The sequence below is a fragment of the Lacticaseibacillus boliensis genome (genome assembly GCF_054784775.1).
On the sequence record NZ_BAAIHN010000014.1, the window covers coordinates 37,387 to 59,338 of the forward strand.

At 53.2% G+C, this 21,952-nt stretch carries 19 protein-coding genes; 3 read left to right on the forward strand and 16 right to left on the reverse strand.

The window, feature by feature from the left end; genetic code table 11:
* Positions 1-215: 215 nt before the first annotated feature.
* A complete protein-coding gene (locus ACYVRB_RS07480) occupies positions 216-743 on the forward strand; it encodes a dihydrofolate reductase family protein (RefSeq protein WP_461214526.1) in 528 nt (175 codons plus the stop codon).
* 96 nt (positions 744-839) lie between these two features.
* Here ACYVRB_RS07480 and ACYVRB_RS07485 read toward each other — a convergent pair whose 3' ends face one another.
* Positions 840-2,153 carry an NCS2 family permease gene (locus tag ACYVRB_RS07485; RefSeq protein ID WP_461214527.1) on the reverse strand — a complete coding sequence of 438 codons (1,314 nt, stop codon included), beginning with the start codon at positions 2,151-2,153 and terminating at the stop codon, positions 840-842.
* A gap of 758 nt (positions 2,154-2,911) precedes the next feature.
* The gene (locus tag ACYVRB_RS07490) at positions 2,912-5,635 is read right to left on the reverse strand and encodes a cation-translocating P-type ATPase (RefSeq protein ID WP_461214528.1); all 2,724 of its coding nucleotides are present in this window, start codon (positions 5,633-5,635) and stop codon (positions 2,912-2,914) included.
* Positions 5,636-5,967: 332 nt separating this feature from the next.
* Here ACYVRB_RS07490 and ACYVRB_RS07495 point away from each other — a divergent pair, with 332 nt between their 5' ends.
* Positions 5,968-6,294, forward strand: coding sequence for a transposase (locus ACYVRB_RS07495; protein WP_461214529.1), 327 nt, complete (start codon positions 5,968-5,970; stop codon positions 6,292-6,294).
* Between the two features lie 50 nt (positions 6,295-6,344).
* Here the strand turns inward: ACYVRB_RS07495 and ACYVRB_RS07500 are convergent, their stop codons facing one another.
* The 8 genes from ACYVRB_RS07500 to ACYVRB_RS07535 form a co-directional block, all read right to left on the reverse strand.
* Complete coding sequence (locus ACYVRB_RS07500) at positions 6,345-7,355, reverse strand: aldose epimerase family protein (protein WP_461214530.1); 1,011 nt, start codon at positions 7,353-7,355, stop codon at positions 6,345-6,347.
* A gap of 11 nt (positions 7,356-7,366) precedes the next feature.
* Positions 7,367-8,815, reverse strand: a complete 1,449-nt coding sequence (arfA, locus tag ACYVRB_RS07505) for an arabinosylfuranosidase ArfA (RefSeq protein WP_461214531.1) — start codon at positions 8,813-8,815, stop codon at positions 7,367-7,369.
* 1 nt (position 8,816) lies between these two features.
* The gene (locus ACYVRB_RS07510) at positions 8,817-10,637 is read right to left on the reverse strand and encodes a glycoside hydrolase family 2 protein (protein ID WP_461214533.1); all 1,821 of its coding nucleotides are present in this window, start codon (positions 10,635-10,637) and stop codon (positions 8,817-8,819) included.
* Between the two features lie 80 nt (positions 10,638-10,717).
* Entirely contained in the window at positions 10,718-12,472 is a 1,755-nt protein-coding gene (locus ACYVRB_RS07515; protein ID WP_461214535.1) for a glycoside hydrolase family 2 protein, read from the reverse strand.
* Positions 12,469-12,915: a hypothetical protein gene (locus ACYVRB_RS07520; protein WP_461214536.1), complete on the reverse strand. Its 447-nt coding sequence runs from the start codon at positions 12,913-12,915 to the stop codon at positions 12,469-12,471. Before ACYVRB_RS07520 ends, ACYVRB_RS07515 begins: the two co-directional genes overlap by 4 nt.
* 15 nt (positions 12,916-12,930) lie before the next feature.
* Complete coding sequence (locus tag ACYVRB_RS07525; protein ID WP_461214537.1) at positions 12,931-13,770, reverse strand: carbohydrate ABC transporter permease; 840 nt, start codon at positions 13,768-13,770, stop codon at positions 12,931-12,933.
* 17 nt (positions 13,771-13,787) lie between these two features.
* On the reverse strand, positions 13,788-14,699 hold the full coding sequence (locus ACYVRB_RS07530; RefSeq protein ID WP_461214539.1) for a carbohydrate ABC transporter permease: 912 nt from the start codon (positions 14,697-14,699) through the stop codon (positions 13,788-13,790).
* A gap of 110 nt (positions 14,700-14,809) precedes the next feature.
* On the reverse strand, positions 14,810-16,087 hold the full coding sequence (locus ACYVRB_RS07535; RefSeq protein WP_461214540.1) for an extracellular solute-binding protein: 1,278 nt from the start codon (positions 16,085-16,087) through the stop codon (positions 14,810-14,812).
* A 224-nt stretch (positions 16,088-16,311) separates the two neighbouring features.
* Here ACYVRB_RS07535 and ACYVRB_RS07540 point away from each other — a divergent pair, with 224 nt between their 5' ends.
* Positions 16,312-17,229, forward strand: a complete 918-nt coding sequence (locus ACYVRB_RS07540; RefSeq protein ID WP_461214541.1) for an ArsR/SmtB family transcription factor — start codon at positions 16,312-16,314, stop codon at positions 17,227-17,229.
* Positions 17,230-17,325: 96 nt separating this feature from the next.
* Here ACYVRB_RS07540 and ACYVRB_RS07545 read toward each other — a convergent pair whose 3' ends face one another.
* The 6 genes from ACYVRB_RS07545 to ureG all read right to left on the reverse strand — a co-directional run bounded on the left by ACYVRB_RS07545 (position 17,326) and on the right by ureG (position 21,898).
* Positions 17,326-17,832 carry an NUDIX domain-containing protein gene (locus tag ACYVRB_RS07545; RefSeq protein WP_461214542.1) on the reverse strand — a complete coding sequence of 169 codons (507 nt, stop codon included), beginning with the start codon at positions 17,830-17,832 and terminating at the stop codon, positions 17,326-17,328.
* 63 nt (positions 17,833-17,895) lie between these two features.
* Positions 17,896-18,588: an energy-coupling factor ABC transporter ATP-binding protein gene (locus ACYVRB_RS07550; protein ID WP_461214543.1), complete on the reverse strand. Its 693-nt coding sequence runs from the start codon at positions 18,586-18,588 to the stop codon at positions 17,896-17,898.
* Between the two features lie 69 nt (positions 18,589-18,657).
* Positions 18,658-19,443, reverse strand: coding sequence for a CbiQ family ECF transporter T component (locus ACYVRB_RS07555; RefSeq protein WP_461214544.1), 786 nt, complete (start codon positions 19,441-19,443; stop codon positions 18,658-18,660).
* Positions 19,436-20,416, reverse strand: a complete 981-nt coding sequence (gene cbiM, locus ACYVRB_RS07560) for a cobalt transporter CbiM (protein WP_461214546.1) — start codon at positions 20,414-20,416, stop codon at positions 19,436-19,438. Before cbiM ends, ACYVRB_RS07555 begins: the two co-directional genes overlap by 8 nt.
* Positions 20,417-20,438: 22 nt before the next feature.
* Entirely contained in the window at positions 20,439-21,278 is an 840-nt protein-coding gene (locus ACYVRB_RS07565) for an urease accessory protein UreD (protein ID WP_461214547.1), read from the reverse strand.
* Entirely contained in the window at positions 21,275-21,898 is a 624-nt protein-coding gene (ureG, locus tag ACYVRB_RS07570; protein ID WP_461214556.1) for an urease accessory protein UreG, read from the reverse strand. The genes ACYVRB_RS07565 and ureG overlap by 4 nt, the downstream gene beginning before the upstream one ends.
* Positions 21,899-21,952: the final 54 nt, after the last annotated feature.

Genomic DNA, 21,952 nt, shown 5'->3' on the forward strand with positions numbered 1-21,952 from the left:
AGAGTTAGCTCCTGAGCGCCTCGCACCGTTCCAGCCATCTCAAGGGCCGGAACACACCAAACCCGACCTATACCGCCATCCCCAATACCAGCTTAACCACACTGACGCTACCGGACAGTATCAACAAACTAAGTACAATGAATCCCTTCCGAGCTATGATACCGTTTTCACTTTGTGATATAATGAACTCATAAATGAAAGACGAGGTGGGCAGTATGGCACGAAATGTGATTTTGTACTTAGCAGAGAGTCTCGATGGTTTTATTGCGGAACCTGACGGCAGTACGACATGGCTGTCAGCGTTGGGTTCCAGCGCTGCCGACGATGCCTATCAGCGTTTCTATGCTGGCATCGACACCGTGCTGATGGGACGTAAAACCTATCAGCGGGCGTTGCGGCTTGCTGGCAGTTATCCATACAGCGACAAGGAAAGCTATGTTTTCTCGACGACGTTGCACGACACTGATGATCCAACAACCGTCGTCGCCGGTAACGTGCCTGGTTTCGTCCGCCAGCTCAAGGAACAAAAAGGCAAGGACATCTGGCTGGTCGGTGGTGCCGATATTTTCACCGAACTATTGCGCGCAGGGCTGGTCGATGAGCTGATCATCACGATCGCACCGGTTTTGCTAGGCGAAGGGATCTCGCTGGTCGCAAGCGGCGTCAACGACGTGAACTTGAGCCTGACCAAAGTTGAGAAACTCGATCAACTGACCGCTTTACACTATTCTGTTTGCCACTAAAGCCAACGAAGCCGTCCACTTGTGGGCGGTTTTTTTGTGCGATTCGCAACCAAAAAACGCCTGCCACCTCTTTTCCAGAGGTAACAGGCGCCATCATCAATCGACGTTCAATATCCACATAAAGCCGATGAAAACAAAGAATAAGCCGTACATGATCGGGCTGACTTGCTTGCCACGCTTGGCCGCAATCATGGTGATCGGGTACATGATGAAACCCAAGGCGATCCCATCAGAAATGCTGTAAGTCAGCGGCATCCCCAGCAAAATCAGGAAACTCGGAATCGCAATCGCCATGTCGTCCCACTTGATCTCGCGCAACGACTGCGCCATCAAGACCCCGACGATGATCAAAGCCGGTGCGGTGACTTGGGTCGTCACCACTGCCAACAGCGGTGAGAAGAACAGCCCGAACAAGAAGAACACGCCTGTCGTAACGGCAGTCAACCCTGAACGGCCACCAACCGCGATCCCGGCGCTAGATTCGACATACGCGCCAACCGGGCTGGTACCCAGTACAGAGCCGACCAGCATCGCGGTGGAATCAGAAGCCAACGCCTTGCCGACACGCGGCATTTTGTTGTCCTTCATGAACCCGGCTTGGTTCGCCAAGCCCACCAAGGTGCCGGCGGTATCAAAGAACGTGACTAGCAAGAACGTCAGCACCACGACCACCAGTTGCAAGGAATTGATGTCGCCAATGTGCTTGATCGCTACGCCAAACGTCGGTGCCAGAGACGGTGCCGGCGAGATGATCGCGCTAGGCATGTGGATCAAACCGGTGCCCAGGCCAAGCAGCGTCGTCAAAACCATCCCGATGAAAATGCCACCGGGAACCCGCCGCACCATCAGCACTGCGGTAACGACGAGCCCGAAGATCGTCAGCCAGGTCGTGCCAACGCTCAAGTCCCCGAGTCCAACCAGCGTCGACTTGTTGGCGACGATCAGGCCGCCATCAGACAAGCCCAAAAATGCGATGAACAGCCCGATCCCGCCTGAGATCGCATACTTCAGATCTGCAGGGATCGCGTCGATAATCATCTCACGCAACTTGAAAATCGTGATCAAAATGAAAATCAAAGAGGCAACGAACACACCAGCCAAAGCCGTCTGCCACGGGATCTTCATGCCGATGCAAACCGAGTAAGCGAAGAAGGCGTTGATGCCCAACGCCGGTGCCGTCGCGATCGGATACTTGGCGAGCAAACCCATTAACAGACATCCTAAAGCCGATGCCAACGCGGTGGCGGTGAACACCGCGCCTTTATCCATCCCAGAAGCCCCCAGTACGGACGGATTAACGAACAATATATAGGCCATTGAGATGAACCTGGTAAAGCCCGCCAGAATTTCGCGGCGCACCGTGGTGTGTAACTGTTCAAGCTCAAAATAGGCCAGTAACTTCTTTGTCAAAATATAGCCTCCAAAAAACGAACTTTGTTTCTGAAACAACGGCTATAATCATACAATAATAAATAATCATGGTAAAGTTTATTTGAACGATCTTCAAAACACGAACAATGACCGAACGATTTTAATTCTGAAACCCGTGTCTTGCACTGACACCGTCCGGTAGCGTAAGTCTTCTTTGGTATGTGGTTTGGATGGTGGTATGGGTCCGGACGGGGTGCACTCCAGACAGATATGGCTGGAACGGTGCGCGGCGCTCGGGAGCTAACTCTCCGCTACGCTACGAGTGGATCTCCCTCGACGCCGTTGTTGTAGGCGGTAAACCGCCAACAACAATGTCGCGCCTGAGCCATATCTGTCTTCCGCGCACCCCGTCCTTACATTTGCGTCCTAAAAATTCAAAGTGGTCGTTTTCAAGACTGGAGAAATTGAATAGCGACCAGCGTATTAGTTGCGAGTGGTCTATTCACGATTGAATGAATCGCCCTTGTCCGATACATCAAACTATCCTGATACGCAGAATCCAGGGTGTGGGCGAAAGTGACGGAAGCAGGTCAATCTGACGTGGTGAGATTGCTGTTAGCGACTTGTCGCTTACAGCAAGGCGCAGGTGGAGATCCACTTCGTCGCAGACGAAGTTAGCTCCGCCGAGCACCCTCTCCACGACAGATTGAAACCTGCTGGAGTCGCTTTTGCCCGCGCCCGACAGTTTACTGGTCTACCCAACGCAAAATGCTTACGCTGCCGGACAGCGATAACGTCTATCCCCGCTTGATAAGCGCGACGATGCCCGACAAGATCAGCGTCGGCAGTGCGGGCAAGAAGATCACGGCCAGATACAACGGCGCGGAAAGCGGCGTGGTGCCCATGACGGTGTTGAAAAACGGCATCAGGGTCACCAGAAGCGACGCCACCGCCGCAAACGCCACGGCGATCAACAACTTCCCGTTGGCAAACGGATTGCGATGAAACAGCGTCCGGGTGCTGCGCGCGTCAAACACATGCCACAGCTGCCCGAAAACCAGCGTCAAGAAAGCGACCGTCTGGGCTTTTTCCGGTGCCATCCCCGCGCTGGCCGCCCAGATGAAGGCGAGATAAACCAGCGTGCCCATCACGATCCCGCGCAGGAAAATCCGGCCGAGCATCCCCTTGAGCACCGATTGGTGAACGTCGCGCGGTGGCTGCTTCATCAGATCTGCTTCCGGCACATCGTAGCCCAAGGCAAAACTCGGTAGCGCGTCAGACACCATGTTCACCCACAACACCATCAGCGCCGTCAGCACCGGCGTCGTGGCGGTGACTTGGCCGATCGGGCGCGTCATCAACACGACTCCCAGCAACAAGGCGAGGACTTCGGCGACGTTGGTGGTCAGCTCGTGGCGCATGAAGTTTTTGATGTTGGCAAAAATCGTCCGCCCCGCCGCCACCGACGCTTCGATCGTCGTGAACTTGTCGTCCAACAAGATCAAGTCTGCCGCTTCCTTGGTCACCTCGGTGCCATTGATCCCCATGGCGACACCAATATCTGCCGCCTGCAACGCCGGCGCGTCGTTGATGCCGTCGCCGGTCATCGCGACGACTTCTTGGTGCCGTTGCAAGGCGGCCACGATCCGTTGCTTGTGCGCAGGCGACACCCGGGCATACACCCGGACATCGGGCACCAGCGTAAACAGCGCTTCGTCATCTAACGTCTCAAGCTCGCGGCCTTCGACCACCCGGGCCGCGGCGGAATCGATGATGCCCAACCGCAACGCGATCGCCTTGGCGGTGGCGGCGTGGTCGCCGGTAATCATCACCACCGCGATGCCAGCTTGATGGAGCGTCGCCACCGACTGCCGGACTTCCGGCCGCGGCGGGTCGATGATCCCGGCCACTCCCAGCAACGTCAGATGTTGCTCGAGGGCGAGAACATCGCCGTGCAACGCCAAGTCTTCTTCGATATCCCGCGCGGCCACCGCCAGCGTCCGCAAAGCCTCGCTCGCAAACGTCAGCACCACCTTCTCGACTTGCGCGGCAACCTCAGCGTCGACGCGTTGCATGACGACATCTGGCGCGCCTTTGGTCAACACGCGGTATTGCCCGTTGTGTTTGACCACCACCGACATCATTTTGCGGGTGGAATCAAACGGCAGCACCCGCACGATCTCGATGCCACCGGCCAAAAGCGCATCGCGGTCACGCCCGGCTTTGTGCCCCATGACCACCAACGCCACGTCGGTCGGATTCCCGAACGGCACGAAACGGCCGTCTTCGTCTTCACGCACTTCCGCTTCGTTATTCAAGATCGCCGCGTCGATGAATTCGCTGTAATCTGTAGCCTCACCGTCTGCCAAAATTTCACCGGCAGGGTCGAAGCCGGTGCCTTCCACGCTGAAAAACGCGCCGTTGGCCCAAAAACGAGTCACGGTCATCTGATTTTGCGTCAGCGTACCGGTTTTGTCCGACGCGATGAAGCTGGTCGCCCCCAGCGTCTCAACGGCGTTCAGCGAACGGATCAACCCGCGGTGGCGGTACAGCTGTGTCGCCCCGATCGTCAACACGATTGCCAGCACCGCCGGCAAGGCATCGGGAATCGCGGCCACTGCCAAGGCGATCGCGGTAGACAGCGATTCTGCCACCGCCGCTACCGATAGCGTCTGGGTGGCCTGATACGCCTTGAACAGCTCCAGCGCAAGTGTCGCCGCCACCACGACCAGTGCTACCATCATCAGGCGCTTAGACAACTGGTTGATGGTGCGCTCGATCGGTGTTTTGCTCGTCGGGGTTTGATTCAGCATCGTCGCGATCTCGCCCAGCTGGCTGTTCATCCCTGTTGCCACCACCACCCCGATCCCGTTGCCATGAGTGACGGTCGCGCCGGAAAAGCCCAGGTTGGTGCGATCACCCAGTTCGGCTTCTGCGATCGTGTGCGTCTGCTTGCTGACGGGCTCCGCTTCGCCGGTGAGATGGGCTTCATTGGTCTGCAGCTCCGCGACATGGAGCCAGCGCACGTCGGCCTCGATGAAGTCCCCAGTCTGCACCTTGATGATGTCCCCAGGCACCAGCTGCGCGGCCGGTACCTGTTGCCAATCACTATCCCGCAAAACGGTGGCGTGGCGTGCGGCTTTTTGCTGCAGGGCCGCCATCGACTTCTCTGCCGCCCGCGTCTGCCACAACGCCAAGGCAACGTTGATCCCGATCAAGAACATGATCGCGACGGATTCATAGATCGCCGCCATCCCGTGTTGCGGGTCGTGGCGGACGAAAAAATCATACCCTGCGCTTCCCCAGGCGAGCACCACCGCGATTAGCAAGATGATGACCAGCGGCTCCTTGAAGCTGGCCGCCAACTGTTGCCAAAGCGACAGCCGCGGCGGCTGGGCCAAGGCGTTGGGGCCGATTTTCAGCAATCGCTGCTGCGCGGTTTGTGTCGTCAGGCCGACGCGGCGATCTGTTTCCAGTTCCTCGAGGACGACTTGTTTAGGTAGTAGGTGTGGGTCTTGCATGATCTTGGCCTCCTTCTTGAAATCAGGACGGGGTCTTGGCTGGGCTACAAAGCGGCGACACCGACATGGCGTGGAAGTTGTCTCAGTCACGCACGGCTTACGCCGCACCCGTCCCACTCTGACAAAAAAGCGCAAGCCTCAAGAATGTCTTCCTCCCCGGGAAAACCAATTCTTGAAGCTTGCGCCCAACCGATGTCTTAACTTAATTCAAGCATAACCAAACGCACGCAGCCCAGTCAAGTCACAAGGCCAGCCGAAATTTAGGCTTGACCTGTAACGCGTTACAGATGTGAAAATCGAAGTAACTTAGAAAATAGAAAGGAGTGGTCGTGATGAGGCAATGGTCGCACTATACGATCGCAGATAAGCAAGCCGTCCTGGCGGCTTTGGCCGCTGGCACATCCGCCCGCGCCATCGAGCGCGAAACCGGCATCGATCACCACCTGGTGGCAAGCTGGCGCACCGCCTATGAACACGGCGGTGAAACGGCACTTCACAACTACCGGCACACTCGCCGCTATTCGCCGGCGCTCAAAGCCCAAGTCGTGGCAGAATACCGGCGGGGAGGCACTTCCTTGCGCAAGCTTTCCATCAAATACAATATCTCCAGTCCCAGCCTGTGTTCCAAATGGGTGGCAGCGGCGGACATCGACAAATAAAGCCACAAGTCCCTGCGCACAATCGCGTCATTGACTTGTGGCTTTATTTTTTATCGCCGCAGCCGATACTGGCTTTGGTAATGTCGCGGCTGATCAGGCTTGATGGTCAGGTCGCCAAAACGGTCATCTCGCAGCGCACTGGGTGCAGTTTGCAACTCGATGGCAATTCCCGCTTGGTCTTGGGTGGTGCGGTCGCTTAGACGTGGCAAAGTGCCCCAGTTGTTGGCGGAATAGACCACGACGGCGTTGCGATCGCTGTAGAAATCGACGGCCAGATCTGAGACGCAAAGCGTCGCCACCGGTTTTTGCAGGGTGGCCTCTGGCGCATAATAAACGTCGTCGATGCCGTGTTCTGGGATATTTTGCAAACCGTCAATGGCCGTACCGATCGGCTTGGGCTGACTAAAATCATACGGCGTCCCGGCCGTCGGCACCAGCTCTGCACGCGGCAGCTTAGAAGCTTCCAAGGCAAAGCGCGCGTTGCTGTTTAGCCACAGCGTGTGGTTGCGCACCGGCGCATCGGTGGCGTTGAGGTTGAAGTAGGCGTGGTTCATCGGGTTGAACAACGACACGGCGTCACTGGTGGCAGAATAGTCGATCACGACGTCGTCTGCTTCGGTCAGCGTGTAGCGGATCGTCACCTGCATGTTACCCGGAAAATCATCATCTTCCGGGGTCACCAGACGCGTGAATAAAATGCTATCGCCGTCGATACGACCTTCCCAGTTCAGCGCATAAAAGCCATTGGCGCCGCCATGGAGGTTGATTGGTCCATCGTTGGCTGCCACAGACACCAACTGGCCGCCTAAGCTAAAGGTCGTCGGAATGCGGCCAGCCATGCGCCCAATCGCTTGGCCGTGATGGCTGAAGTCATCGACATAATCATCAGCCTCCGGCGAGCGCAAGATCAAATCGCGCATACGTCCGGCGACCGGCACCGCCCATTGTTGCCACACTGCGCCCAACGACAGGCAACTAATGGTCGCCCCATGGTCATTCGTGACTGTGTAGCGATACACTGGCTGGCCGCGATAGCCTCCAAAATTTTCGACTGTATTCATCCAATGCCTCCTTACACTTCAAGGGTTAACTGCACCATGTTCCATGAGCTAGCTGGCAGATCGACCGTCACGCCAGAAGTTGTGTTCGTCACATCAGCGTTGCCCACCGGCGCTTCACCGTTGGTCATCGTTGTCGCCGTGGCGGCACTGACGGTTTGCAGCAGCTTCAGGGTCAACGGCCGGGTCCCTTTGAGATCGCGGTTGATTGCAAACACCGTCACCTGCTGACCGTTTTGCACCGCGATGGCATCGACATAAGGAACCGCGTCAAAATGTTTGCTGGCATATGTTTCACCGCTCAGTTGCGGGGTGAAAACCGTACCGCGGCCGTTTTGGCTGGCCTGCAGCAATGGCCAATAGATCGTCTGCACCCATGCCTTGCCGTTGGCCTCGGTCATAATCGGCGCCAACACGTTGACCAGCTGAGCAAAACAAGCGATCTTGACGCGATCGGCGTGCTTGAGCAAACTGATCAATAACGCGCCAAACAATACGGCGTCTTGTTGATCATAAGCCGATTCCGCCAGCGGTTTTTCAGTGTTGAACCCATCAGTGTCGGGCTCGTTAGCCGGCATGTGAATGACGTTCCACTCATCAAAAGACAAGTTGATCGTCTTGTGGCTGTGCTTGCGCGCCTTGACCGCGTCACAAGTGGCTACGACCCCGTCGATGAAGGCATCAAAGTCCAGTGACTGGGCGAGATAATCTTCTAGATCAAAGTCAGCGCGGGTGTAGTAGCGGTGCAGCGAAACGTAATCTGCTGTGTCATACGCCAAGTCGAGCACCGTGTCTTCCCAGCTACCAAATGTCGGCATCGTTAACCCAGAGCTGCCACAGGCGACGGTTTCGATCGTCGGGTCGACCAGCTTCATCGCCTTGCTGGCTTCTGCCGCCAGGTGCCCATACTCAGCCGCTGACTTGTGGCCGATCTGCCACGGCCCGTCCATCTCGTTGCCCAGGCACCAAGTCTTGATGGCAAAAGGCGCCTCTGCCCCGTTCGCCCGCCGCCAGTCACTGTATTGGGTGCCGCTTGGATAGTTGCAATATTCGACCAGGTTGCGCGCGGCGTCGACGCCGCGGGTACCCAGGTTGACCGCCATCAGCGGCGCCGTGTCGGCTTTGGCACACCAATCCATGAACTCGTGCAGGCCAAACTGGTTCGACTCGATTGCCTGCCAGGCCAGCTCTAATCTTGTCGGCCGCTGCGTTTTTGGTCCCACACTGTCTTCCCAGTTGAACCCAGAGACAAAATTCCCGCCTGGATAGCGCACCAGCGGCATGCGTAACGGCCGCACCAAGTCGAGCACGTCTTGCCGCAATCCTGCGGCGTCTGCTTGCGGATGGGTGGGTTCGTACACACCGGTATAAACAGCTCGCCCCATGTGCTCCAAGAAGCCGCTGTAGATTCGCGGATCAACTTCACCAATCGTCGCACCAGGATCGATCGTTAACGTCGTCATTTTAATCCTCCTTACCCTGCGGTCGGCGTTGCAGCCGGCCGCTGACTGGAAATGCAAAACAGTCATGCAATGCAGCTAGCGGTGCCTTGGGTTTGCGAGCTGTCGTCAACAGGCCGTTTTCTTCTTGCTCGACATCTGTCAGTTGCGTGTAGCAATAGCCCCATAGCGCTTGTGAGTGGGCGATCGCCTGGTTGAGTCGTTGCAACTCAGCCAAAAACTCGTCTTGCGACGACGCCGTGGTGTAGCCCCAACCATCTGCTCGCTCTGCGGCGTAGCTGATGCCACCGTACTCGCTGAGCACCAGCGGCTGGCCAGCATAGTGGTAGCCTTGCGCAAAAATCGCCCAGTTGCCCGGCGCTTGGCTGACCAGCTTGTCTGCGGTAGCCAGTGTCTCTTGATACCGCGCGTAAAGCGGATCGGTCGCACTCGTTCCGTGGCTATAGTTATGAATCGCCACCACATCCCCAACGGTGACATCCCAGCCATCATTAGACTGCACCAACCGGGTGTCGTCTAGCGCGTGGAGCAAGTGATACAGACTGGTGGCAAAATGTTGCTGCTTAGCGTTGTGGTGGATCTGATCGACGCCCCACGACTCATTGAGCGGCACCCACATGATGATCGATGGATGGTTGTAGTCGCGCTTGACCGCCGCCTGCCAGGCATCGACCACCCGCGTTGCGGCGGTGCTGGTGTAATACGGCACCGAAGCAATTTCTTCCCACACGAGATAGCCCAGATGGTCTGCCCAATATAAGAAGCGGGGATCTTCAATTTTTTGGTGCTTGCGGCAGCCGTTGAAACCCATCTGCTTGGCCAGCGCGATGTCGCGCTTGAAAGCATCATCGCTTGGCGCCGTCAACAATCCCTCTGGCCAGTATCCTTGATCAAGCACCAACCGTTGATAATACGGCTTGTTGTTGAGCATGATCATGCCGTCTTCGGTACTGACCTTGCGCAAGCCAAAGTAAGATTGCACCTCGTCGCGCACCTCCGTGTCAGCCAAAACGCGGATCGTGATATCAAACAAGTTCGGATGTTCTGGCGTCCACGTCCAGCCGTCGCTGTGAAACGCCGTCCGGAAAATGTGCCGTTGCAGCAGCTCGACCCGCCGTTGCACGTGATTGGCAGTGATCCGCAGGCGATCTTCTGCCACCAAGGTATCGCCAAAACTGATCTCGTATTGCAAACTTTCCCCAACCGCCGCGTCGCTGAGGTCGAATCCGAGATCAACGGCGGTAGCATCCAGATCTGGCGTCATCTGCACGTCTATCAGCCGCATGACATCCACGACTTCTAACCACACCGGCTGCCAGATGCCGGTCGAGTTGGTGTACCAAATGCCTTCCGACTTGCCTGTCCAAGACTGTTTGCCGCGCGGCAGCGTCTCGTCATAGGTACGGTCTTGTGCCCGCACCGTGATGACCTGCTTGTCTCCGGCCACCAGCGCTTGCGTGATGTCGAAGCCGAAGCTGGCATCCCCGCCTTCATGATGGCCGACGAACTGCCCGTTCACATAAATATCGGCGAAGTAATCCACCGCGCCAAAATGCAGCCACGCCCGTTGCGACTCGGCGAGTTGTGATAACGACACCGTGCGCTGATACCACACCGTGTCGTGCACGGCCGTTTCGCCGATGCCGCTGGCGGTGGCTTGGTAGACAAACGGCACCGTGATCGTGCGCGCAGCCGGTAGTTGTTTAGGCCAGCCAGCCGCCACACCGCTTTGCGCATCATCGAAAGCAAACGCCCAGTCGCCATTGAGGCTCTGCCAATTCCCGTGCCGTTCAAACTGCGGGCGGGGATACTCTTCTCTGACCATTGTTTCCTCCTTATGCCTGTGCCTAACAAAAAGTCGTGACGGTGCTTGCCGTCACGACTTGAAACGTCTGTTAACGCTGATCAGCGCCGCCGCTCATTAACCGCCTTGATTCGTTCGACAGGTAGCTTAGGCTTGCGATCCATCGTTAACAACCCGTTGACCTCTTGTGACACATCGGTCAACTGCGTGTAGCAATAGCCGCTGATAAACGGGATATCTTGGATGGCTTGATGCAACTTATCAAACCGCGTCAAGAAATCTTCGTCAGAAGCGACCTGCTCGCCGTATCCCCAGCCACGGCCGTCGTTGAAGGCGATGCCGCCAAACTCGGAAATAATCACCGGCTGGCCATGATAGGCGAAGCCCGACGCCATCGGATACTTATCGCCGTTGTGTTGATACTCACCAGACATCAATGCCGCTTGATCGTGATAGCGGGCATAAAGTTTTTCGCCGTCGGCTTCATAATCGTGCAAGGTGATGATATCCGAGCAGGTGTGCTCCCAGCCATCGTTGGTCACGACAGGCCGCATCGGGTCATAAGCCTTGGTCAGGTAGTAGATCCCTTCCGTGAAGGCCTGTTGCTTGGCGTCGGTGGCAATATCCGCGACCCCCCAAGACTCGTTGAACGGGACCCAGGTGATGATAGCAGGATGGTTGTAATTCTGCTGAACCACCGTCAGCCATTCTTCGGTGAACGTCGTCACGGCTTGGTCGTTAAAAGTGAACGTTGCGGGCATTTCAGACCAAACCAACAGTCCCATTTGATCACATAAAGCGAGAAAACGCGGATCTGCGACAGTCATATGCATACGGACACCGTTGTATCCGAACCCTTTAATCAATTCGATGTCCTTAGCCATCTCATCTGTTGTTTTCGGCGTCAAGCCACTGTCCGGCCAGTAATTCTGATCCAGAACCAGCCGCTGATACAATTGGTGCCCGTTGAGTAATACCTGGTGTCCTTGGATACGAATGTCGCGCATCCCAAAATAACTATGCACAAGGTCACAAACCACACCATCATGACTCAGCGTGATATCAAGGTCATAAAGCGTCGGTGTTTCCGGAGACCAGCGTTGTAAACTCCAAGGAGCCGGCTCGTTGGCGGTTTCTGCATTCATCGTTAATGTTGCGGTACTTCCAGTAAGCGTTGTGGTGGCTTGACGTAAAGGCTGTCCATCTCGTGTGATAGTTGCTTGCAACGTATAGGCATCTCCGACTTCGTCTACCAAATTCGTCGTTGCGACCACCGTAAGCGACTCTGTGGACGGTGTCGGCGTTAACTTCAGATGCGTGATGTGGACTTGGTTGGTGAATTCTAACCAAACTGGCTTCCAGATACCAGTAGTTTGTTCGTACCAGCACTCAAAATTTTCATCACGCCAGCGCTGCTTTCCCCGCGGCTGACTGACCGACTTGGAGTCAGTCACTCGCACGACAAGTTGATTATCGCCAACTGTAACAGCATCCGTGATATCAAAGTTAAAGTGCGTGTATCCACCGGAATGAGTGCCAACTAAAACACCATTAAGATATACAGCACAGTGATAATCAACGCCGCCAAAGTTAAGATATACATGTTGGGATAATTGTTCAGCCGTTAGACTAAGTGTTTTCTCGTACCAGATACACTGGTGTTGGGTCTGATCGTTAATCCCGCTGGCTTTAGTTTCATAAGTGAATGGCACATTGATGCGCTTCGCGTCTGGCAGACCGTTGATCCAGTCATTTGCAACTCCCGCGGCATCGTCATCAAAGCAGAATTTCCAAGTTCCGTTCAGATCCACCCACTGATCACGTCGAAATTGTGGTAAAGGATGCGTCATCGTCATTTATTCTCCTCCAATCGAACTTCATAACAGGTATGTTCCCGTTGCTGTGTCTTAATTGCTTTGTTTTTTGCCAGCGCAACGACTGCACTGATGATAGCTAAGCCTACGCTTAAGACATCCATGCAGAGATAGGCAGCAATTGCAACCGCAAATAGATACCAGACTACGCCTTTAAGCACCTTATCATCTTGCATACAACACTTAGCAAAATAAATGCTTAGCAAGCCCAATCCAATGAGCGCAACGCCGAAAATCACAAGGAACATATACAAGCTACCAAAAAGGGAGTTCAGTGCTTTAGCACTCTGATAATTCAACACATGACCACCCTTGGCTCCGGTTAATTTAATATATGTGCCAAACCCAATGATCGTAATCATGCCGTCAATCAACTGCCAAATTCCCAGCGCCCATACGAGACGCCGCTCTAATTTTCTCGACATTGCACACACTCCTAACTAGCCTTTGACCCCAGCAGACAACGACATAGACTGCAGGAAGTACTTCTGGGCAAATAGATACAAAATGAATGTTGGTACAATGGCAACCAATGCCCCAGCAATCAGTAACGTTGGCGACCCAGCATGCATCCCTTGTAGTAGTTGCAGCCCTGGGGTGATTGGCATCGAAGAAACATCGTTAAAGACAATTGAAGGCCACAGGAAATCATTCCATGAACCCGTAAAGGTAAACAATGCAACTACGTATAGGACCGGTTTGGACAATGGGAGAATTACTCTCCAAAAGATGGTTAAATCACTGGCCCCATCCATCCGTGCTGCTTCATCGAAAGATGTAGGAATGTTGTGCATAAACTGACGAATCAAGAAAATGTTGAACACGCCAGCCGCTCCGGGAACAATCATCGCCCACTTAGTGTTGACCCAACCAAACATGTCAACGATTTTGTACAGTGGAATAATGTTCACAACTGCAGGAAACATCATGGTCGCCAACAAGAAAGCAAACAGAACGTTCTTACCTGTAAACTGCAAGCGATCGTAGGCGAATGCCGCCAGAGAATCTACCACTAGCACTAATACTGTATTACCAATAGCAATCACTAATGAGTTGATAAACCATGTAAAGATAGGCGTGCTGGCATCGTTCAACAACAGATCTTTATAGTTATCCAACACCCAGTGGGCGGGCAACATACCAAAACCGCCCATTTGTAGCTCAGCTTCACTCTTAAAGGAAGTAAACACGCCCCACAGTAATGGAACAATCCAAATTGCGGCCATCAAGAGCAGGAAGATAAAGGCAATCCATCTGCTGGTACGACTAACTTGTTTCATCTGATGTCACCTCCATCTTATTTGTCCCGCAGGAAGAAGAACTGAATTGCACTGACGATCATAATGCAGAAGCCCAAGACGATCGCCATCGCACTAGCAATCCCAGCAATCGATTGACCAGAGCCAAACGCATTTTGCTGGATATACATCAGTAAAACTGAAGTTGAACTGTTTGGTCCCCCTTTGGTCAGCATTAATGGTTGCCCGTAAATATTAAACTGAGCAATCGTCGTGATGACAACTGTATAGAGAATCTGGCCTCTGATTCCAGGTAACGTAATGTGGATGAACTGTTGGAATGATGACGCGCCATCCAATGATGCAACTTCATAGTAATCTTTGGGAATGCCATTCAGCGCCGCTTGGTAGATAATCATATTACCCCCGATGGTCCACCAGACCGTGACGACAACAATAACAATCCAGGCATACGGCTGCGAACCGGTCCACACAGTGTGAAGATTTAAATAGTGGTTTAACGGGCCATAGGTGACGTTGAAAATTAGATTCCAAACAATCACGACCGCCGAAATAGCAAACAACGATGGCATGTAAAACAACGCTTGGAAGAATTTCATAAACTTTGGCTTCGCATTCAAAGCCATCGCTAGCAACAGCGGCACCGCAATACAGAAAGGAACAGATAGTACGACAAAGATCAACGTATTCTTTAACCCATTATGCAATTGGGTATAAAAGACAGACTTACTGTTAAACAAGATTTCTTTATAGTTTGCTAATCCTACCCAGTGCGGATCGCCGACTAAATTCCAACTAGTAAATGAAATATATAGTCCAAAGAAAATTGGAATTAAAAAGAATATGGTGAAAATCACTAAATGTGGGGCAACAAACAACCAAGGCAAGGCGTGATTACGCCGCTTTTTCTTCGGCTTGCTGACCGTTGCTGTTCCGGCAGATGTTTGCATAAAAATCCCTCCTAGCAATCATATTTAACCGTGCGCCGACACAATAGATTACGCCAGTGAATAAATAAGGCGCCCATACATTGAGCCAATGGGCGCCTTACCAACTTCAATTATTGTTTCGCGTTGGCACGATCTTGATCAACCTTCGCTTGAGCCTCGTCTTGAATCTTATTGACAGTATCGTTGACCGAAGTCTTTCCGAAGACCCCATCTAAAATGTACTTATCAATCGCGTCGGAGACGAAGCCATTATACTTATACTTGAAGATCTTCAATGTCTTTAACTCTTGAGGATTGGTCAAGAACATTGATTGTGGCATCTTCTGATAAGCCTTGTCGCTCTTGATTGCTAAGCTGGCTGGGTTTTGGCCCGACTTTGCCCATTCTTGAGAATGTGTCCGTACCCAGTTGACGAATTTAACCGTTGCCTTTTCCTTAGCAGCGTTCCGGTCTTTGCTCTTAAACATAACGAATTGGTGAGAAGACGACCAGTTGACCGCTTTGTTAATGTCCGGCGAGAGCTGAGGTTCGTTAGTCATTCCCCATTCAAAGTTAGCCTTCTTGACTTGGTTTTGAACCCAGATACCTTCTGGATAGAAAATCAGCTTGCCACGGGTGAATTGCTGTAACGGGTCTTGACCATCTTTAGTCGTAATCCCGTCTTTGCGCATGTTGCTCCAAGTTGACAGGGCCTTCTTAGCAGCATCAGAATTAACAGATGGGTTCTTACCGTCCTTACTGATTGAGCCACCATATTGTGACATCAAGGCCATGAACAACGGTTTCTGCCAGGTAACCCCAATTGCTTGGATACCATCCTTTTTAGCAGCTGCACCAGCAGCCTTAACTTCGTCATAAGTTACAACATTATCATCCAAGGCATGTGGTGCATATTTTTTAACCAAATCTTTGTTGTAATACATGACAGCCGTATGGATATCCAATGGCACCCCATACGTTTTACCGTCGACTTGTCCCATGTTCCAAGCTTCAGAAACATAATTTGATCCCTTAATTTCAGGATAAGTCTTCAATTGCTTATCATACGAGGTCAACATACCGTCGTCTTTATACAACTGAATTCGTTCGGCGTGGACAATGGTTAAATCGGGAATATTCTTACCCGAATTGACGACAGTTGGAATTTTGGTATACATATCAGCTTCTTGCATGGAGACATTCTTGACTTTATATGCCGGTTTGGTTTTATTATATTCATTGACCATTGCTTGAACATTCTTTAAGTCCCCGCCGGTCATCGGGTTCCAAAACGTGATGGTCTTAGAGTCTGCCCCTGAAGATGAAGACGATGATGACTTACCACAAGCAGCTAGCATTAAAAACGAGGTTGCGGCCGTAGCTGCTATTAGCACCTTGTGTAGCTTCATAATATTTCCTCCATTCGATAAACATTTTGGTTTACCAATTGTGCCCCCAAGAAACAAAAAAATTAAATATCAAGCGCTTTCATTCATCACTATAAATGCTATAATTGCCGTAGTCAACCAAAAGGAAGCGCATTCCTTGTTTTTCGAACAATCTAGTAATTTCTAAAAAAATCTCCGTTGACCGTTACCCGTATGGTTAACAATTAACAGAAACGAGGTGCCTTATGGAAATCGAACTCATACGTGACACGTTGCCAGTCATTCACGCTTTAGATTCTTCGACTCGAATTGATATCATCAATCTCCTCGCTCACAACAGTATGACCGTTACCGAACTTGCGAATGAACTCCACTACAGCAAAGCGATTATTTCTAAACATATTCAGCTTCTGAAAATGGCAAAACTTGTTTTTGAAGATGCTGAAGACACGGAAGACCGTCGCCGAAAGAAGTTCTCCGTACACTCTGATAACATCCTGATAAATCTTCCCGAAAAGATCTATCCTAATTACCATCACACAGATTATGATATTCCACTTGGAAATTACTTTTCATACACCGGCATCACACCAACATGTGGCCTTGCAAATGAAGAGAAAGTTATTGGTGATATGGACAATCCAGATGTATTTTTATCCGCAGAGCGCTCAACCGCAGACCTCATGTGGTTTTCTCGGGGTGAAGTCGAATATATCATTCCTAACCCTTTCAAGGAGGGACGGAGACCCGAACTAATCGAGGTATCGATGGAAATATCATCAGAATTTCCGGCATCGAATAATAACTGGCCAAGTGATATTGCCTTTTGGATGAACGATATTAAGGTTGGCACCTGGACAGTTCCTGGAAATTATTCTGACGTACGTGGTCGACTCACACCAACTTGGTGGGCATCCAACTGTAGTCAATATGGCTTGTTGAAGCATCTGCGGATTTTAACTTCTGATACGGCCATGGACGGTATTACAATTTCAAATCATACAGTTTTTGATCTTGCGCTAGACCAAACCGACAATTTACGATTCCGCATTGGCGTCGATCCAGATTCTCGAGTGCAAGGCGGACTGACCATTTTTGGAAAGACTTTTGGTAATTATGCCCAAGATATCCATATTACTTGTTATTACTCGGAAAAGGCATAATGCACCAACAGGGCAATAGCTTTTCAATCATCCGCTAGCAAAAATCTATTACCACAAACTAATTTTTTCCCACAATAAAAAACGATCTAGCTTACGCTAGACCGCTTTTTGTTGATCCACATATTGTTGAATGATATTCAGCGCCGAGTTCTCGGGGCTGGCCGGCCACATCCGCGCTGGGGCATCTGCTACCGGCACCCACTCGGCCGTACCGAGCTCTTGAGAAAGCTCAAAGGCGCGCTGGTCAGTGAAGGTGATGAAGCCATGCATCATCATCTTGTGCTTGGGCAGCCAGTAAGTCCCGGCGTAATCGATGCGCGACAGGCGCAAGCCCAGTTCTTCTTGGACCTCACGCTTGGCGGCTTGTTCCGCATTTTCGCCAGGCTTGATGTACCCTGAGATCAGCGACTCGTATTTCTCCGAGAGGTAAGGCATCTTGGCCAAAACGATCTCTTGGTCAGCGTTGGCGACCAACACGATCACACAATCGGGAAACGTTGGAAACCAAAACCGCTCGCAGCTGGGGCAATACGGAACTTTTCCGTCATCGCCGGCGGCCTTGGGCACCAGCTTAGTGCCGCAGGTCGGACAAAATTGATACATGCAATCCACTTCCTAAAAATATTGATGCTGAACAGTCTACACCTTGTAGACAAGTCCTGCCACCTACAGTCGTTGCAACAAGGCCACCTGCTCGGCCGAAAGCTCGGTGATGGCTTCATCAAAAGCGATCTGATGGTCTTCGTTGAGCGTGATGACCCGCTGGATAAGCGGCTTGGTCTTGTTGTAGTCATGGCTGGAGACGATCAAGGTCTTGCCGTGGTCATGTAGCTGCTGAAGTAGCGCCATCAACTGGTCTTGATAGCTGATCGCCAGCCCGTTGAACGGCTCGTCTAAGATGATCGTTTGTGGATTCATCGTTAACACGCTACCCAGCGCGACCAACTTTTTCTCCCCGCCTGACAACTGGTAAGGCACACGGTCGGCCAGGCGTTCGATGCCAAGTAACCCCATGATGTCTGCGACGCGCTCTTTGACGACGGCCTGCGGCAAGCCCAGCTGCGTGGGCCCGAACGCCAGCTCCGCTTCGACGGTATCGTTGAACAATTGCACGTCGCTGTTTTGGAAAACGAATCCCAACACCTGCCGCAACTGCTCGAAGTCGGGCTTGGCGCCATCATAAGTATAGGTACCGCCGGTCGGCTGCAACAGCCCGCACAACAGCTTGAACATCGTCGACTTGCCGGAGCCGTTGGGACCCATCAACGCCACGGCTTCACCGGGTTTGATGGTGAAGTTGATGTCATCGAGGCCGACGGTATCCGCGTAGCGATAAGTGATCTGATCGAAAGTAAACATGATTTCCCCTTGTTCGCGTTGATTGACAATTGGCTTCTAGGTCTCTTGTACCGCCTAATTTCACTCTGATCACAAAACTACGGCTAATCCTACTAATACCAAATCTGCTGCCAGCACCGGCCAGTCTTGGCGCCGGAGACTCAAGGTTCCGACTTCCGGCGTGGCGGTGTAGCCGCGTAGCCACATGGCCTGGTATAGCTCCGTGGCGTTGTGGCGGCTTTGCAGATACAGCCGGCCGATCAGGTTCGTCGCTAATTGTAAGGGATGGTCGAGTTGGCCACAACTGCGCAACCACACGGCTTCCAGTGAGCTTTGCAGGCTGTTGCCCAAGACGTGGCTGTACTTGACCGTGATGTCCAGCGTCAAGATGAACAAGCTAGGCACGTGAAGCTGGCGCAGCGCCAGCAACAGCGCCCGCCAAGAAACCCGGTGGCGGAAAAGTTGGACTTCAAGCATGACCAAGGCCAGCTTAGCCAGCCACCAGCCCGCCGCCAGCCAAGTGGTAAACAAGAGGCTGGGCAGCACGACGATGGCAGAAAAGATGCACCCGCGCAACGTCGCCAGCAACAAGCCCCCAAGCATTTCACCCGGCAGCCGCAACAACACGACCAGCTGCACCAGCACCAACACCCACAACAACACGGCGTTGCGACAGGTGACGGTCAACATGACTGTGACTAACAGGCTAAGCAGTTCCACCCAGGCACTGCCGTGGGTTTCGGCGATATGGTGAGAATGGTTAAAATGTGCCAGCAGGTGTGCCAGATTGGCCAGATTGCGGGTCAAAAAGCGGCTGGCACGCCGCGGCGGTTGGGGCGTGGTGGTTGTCGCCAACCAATCTGGATATTTAGGCACGACGCGCCTCCAAAATCTTAACGACCAGCGCGATGACGATCAGCGCCGTCACCGCAGAAAGGATATAACCCACCGGTGCCGGAATCCCGTTCAAGCCATAATCGGCCAACAAAGCGTGGAAGTTGACGCCGTGTGCCATCCCGCTTGGCAGTTTGCTGCCGAGATGCTGGGCTTTCATCTGCGCGACCACGCCGGCGTTGTTCCACTCACCCCAGGCTGTACCAGAAGCCAAGAGCCCCAGCGGTGACAAGAACGCCAACACGCCGAGTAATGGCAGCCACATTTTACCAATACGGGTCGGCTCTGCCGGCACGTCGTAGAGTTCTTCCGGCGCGTGGCTGGCGACGAAACGGTAAACCAGCACCGTGACGACCGCCTCAATCCAGCCGATCACCAGCGCGTGCGTGCCAACCATCGCCGGCACGCTGACGCTCAGCGGGTACGGTGAATACAGCGGCGCGCCGCTGGCGGTGTGGGCGATCAGCGGCTGGATGCCCAGCTCGATGCCGGCACCAAGGCTTGCCATCGTGATGCCAGCCCAGCCCCCGAAGAAGGCGCCGATTTGGGGATGGTGGAATTTCTTGCCCAGCATGAAGACCGAATAGCCGACAAACGGCATGATGAAGCCCATGTTGAACACGTTGGCGCCATAAGCCAAGATACCACCGTCACCGAAGATGAACGCCTGTAGCAGTAGCGCTATCGATATCGACAGCGTCGCCGCCCACGGCCCCAGCAATATCGCCAGCAACACCGCCCCGACGGCATGGGCAGTCGTCCCGCCAGGCACCGGCACGTTAAACATCATGATCAAAAAGGCGAATGCCGCCCCGACTCCGATCAACGGCACGGTCGCCTTCTTTTTTTCGATCTGGACGCGGACTTTTTTCAAAGACACCGTCCATACAGGCACCATCGCGGCAACGAGGGTCGCGCACGTGGCTGGGCTGAGATAGTTGTCTGGGATATGCATCGGAAAACTCCTTTGAGATTGATTAGGCTAAGACAGAATGTTTGCGCAGCGTGATCGGGGCCAGGCCCGCGACCTGCTCGCGATAATAATTGATGGCTTGCCACAACAGCGCGTGGTTTTCATGGGCATCGGGACCGAGCATCCGCAAGACCATGCCGTTGGTGGCCAAAAGCGACACACCATAGCGCGTGGTGGTCGTTGCTTCATCGAGCACGTCGCGTAACTGTTTGACGGTGTCTGCGGTGATCTGCTCGTCGATGAAGACGACCGAGTTGTAGTTAGAATACCCTTCAAAAAAGCCCATGGTCGCCATGCTGTCGATCTGCGGGTCGCACAGCATCCGGTCGTTGAATACCAAGTGGCCGTCTTGTTTGATCGTCGTTTTCAAACCGATTCGGCGATACATGAACGGATTGTCGTCAGGCGACCAGCCGCCGGTGAGGCCATCGGTCAAGATCAGGCGTGCATGCGCGCCCAACTCAATGCGCGTATCCTGCTCGTAATACGCGTTGGCATAAGGGATCGTCTCGTCGAGATAGCACTCCAACAACGCCGAGTCGCCGACACTGTAAGTACTCTCCAGCGTCGTTAAGCGCTGATGATCGCACTTGTAGATATAATTCGGCGCCTGGGTCGTCAAGATCGCATGGGTGTTGGCATCAAGCACGACGTTTTGCTGGTAGTGTTCGCCTTCAGTGAACCCACCGCCTGTCGAGATCAAAAAGTAATACGGAATGCCGTCGATAGTCGGGATATCCGATGACAGCCGCGAGTTGCCGCGATGGTAGCGCCGGTTGGCGACAGTACGTTCTCCGCGCTGCACAAAGCGCAGGTCGACCTCGCCGTCAAATCGCCCGCTCATTCCACAAGGTCCTCAAGCAGGCAGTTCTTTTGGATCCATTCGATTGCGTCATCCAAGCCTTGGTCTTCTTTCAAGTTGGTGAACAAGAAGGTGCCGGAATCACGGAACATCTCGGAATCTGACTTCATCCGGTCGAGATCAGCGCCGACATAAGGAGCTAGGTCGATCTTGTTGATCAAGAACAGATCAGATTTGATCATGCCTTGGCCTGCCTTGCGCGGGATCTTCTCGCCTTCGGCCACATCGATGATGTAGATGGAAAAATCGACCAGTTCAGGGCTGAAGGTCGCGGCGAGGTTGTCACCGCCGCTTTCTACAAAAAGCAGATCCAAATCGTGGTCAAAGCGTTCTTCCAGCTCGTCGATCGCCGCCAGGTTCATCGACGCGTCTTCACGGATGGCGGTGTGCGGGCAACCACCAGTTTCCACCCCGATGATCCGGTCTTCATCTAACACTGAGTTCTTGATCATGAACTCTGCGTCTTCTTTGGTATAAATATCGTTGGTGATGACGGCCATGTTGTAACGATCTTGCATCTTGCGCGTAAAACGCTCGATAAACATCGTCTTACCTGAGCCAACAGGACCACCGACACCGATTCTAACTGCACGTTTCATAATTGATTGAACCCCTTTCGTTGAGAAAGTCGCACAATGCAGGATTAACGCGGTGCA

Excerpts from the sequence above, each read along its gene's own strand:
- ACYVRB_RS07540 (WP_461214541.1), top strand. The coding sequence starts at position 16,312 with ATGGAAATCGAACTCATACGTGACACGTTGCCAGTCATTCACGCTTTA.
- ACYVRB_RS07565 (WP_461214547.1), bottom strand. The coding sequence starts at position 21,278 with ATGAGCGGGCGATTTGACGGCGAGGTCGACCTGCGCTTTGTGCAGCGC.
- ACYVRB_RS07520 (WP_461214536.1), bottom strand. The coding sequence starts at position 12,915 with ATGTCGAGAAAATTAGAGCGGCGTCTCGTATGGGCGCTGGGAATTTGG.
- ACYVRB_RS07525 (WP_461214537.1), bottom strand. The coding sequence starts at position 13,770 with ATGAAACAAGTTAGTCGTACCAGCAGATGGATTGCCTTTATCTTCCTG.
- cbiM (WP_461214546.1), bottom strand. The coding sequence starts at position 20,416 with ATGCATATCCCAGACAACTATCTCAGCCCAGCCACGTGCGCGACCCTC.
- ACYVRB_RS07480 (WP_461214526.1), top strand. The coding sequence starts at position 216 with ATGGCACGAAATGTGATTTTGTACTTAGCAGAGAGTCTCGATGGTTTT.
- ACYVRB_RS07545 (WP_461214542.1), bottom strand. The coding sequence starts at position 17,832 with ATGTATCAATTTTGTCCGACCTGCGGCACTAAGCTGGTGCCCAAGGCC.
- ACYVRB_RS07515 (WP_461214535.1), bottom strand. The coding sequence starts at position 12,472 with ATGACGATGACGCATCCTTTACCACAATTTCGACGTGATCAGTGGGTG.
- ACYVRB_RS07510 (WP_461214533.1), bottom strand. The coding sequence starts at position 10,637 with ATGGTCAGAGAAGAGTATCCCCGCCCGCAGTTTGAACGGCACGGGAAT.
- ACYVRB_RS07530 (WP_461214539.1), bottom strand. The coding sequence starts at position 14,699 with ATGCAAACATCTGCCGGAACAGCAACGGTCAGCAAGCCGAAGAAAAAG.
- ACYVRB_RS07550 (WP_461214543.1), bottom strand. The coding sequence starts at position 18,588 with ATGTTTACTTTCGATCAGATCACTTATCGCTACGCGGATACCGTCGGC.
- ACYVRB_RS07535 (WP_461214540.1), bottom strand. The coding sequence starts at position 16,087 with ATGAAGCTACACAAGGTGCTAATAGCAGCTACGGCCGCAACCTCGTTT.
- arfA (WP_461214531.1), bottom strand. The coding sequence starts at position 8,815 with ATGACGACGTTAACGATCGATCCTGGTGCGACGATTGGTGAAGTTGAT.
- ACYVRB_RS07495 (WP_461214529.1), top strand. The coding sequence starts at position 5,968 with ATGAGGCAATGGTCGCACTATACGATCGCAGATAAGCAAGCCGTCCTG.
- ACYVRB_RS07500 (WP_461214530.1), bottom strand. The coding sequence starts at position 7,355 with ATGAATACAGTCGAAAATTTTGGAGGCTATCGCGGCCAGCCAGTGTAT.
- ACYVRB_RS07490 (WP_461214528.1), bottom strand. The coding sequence starts at position 5,635 with ATGCAAGACCCACACCTACTACCTAAACAAGTCGTCCTCGAGGAACTG.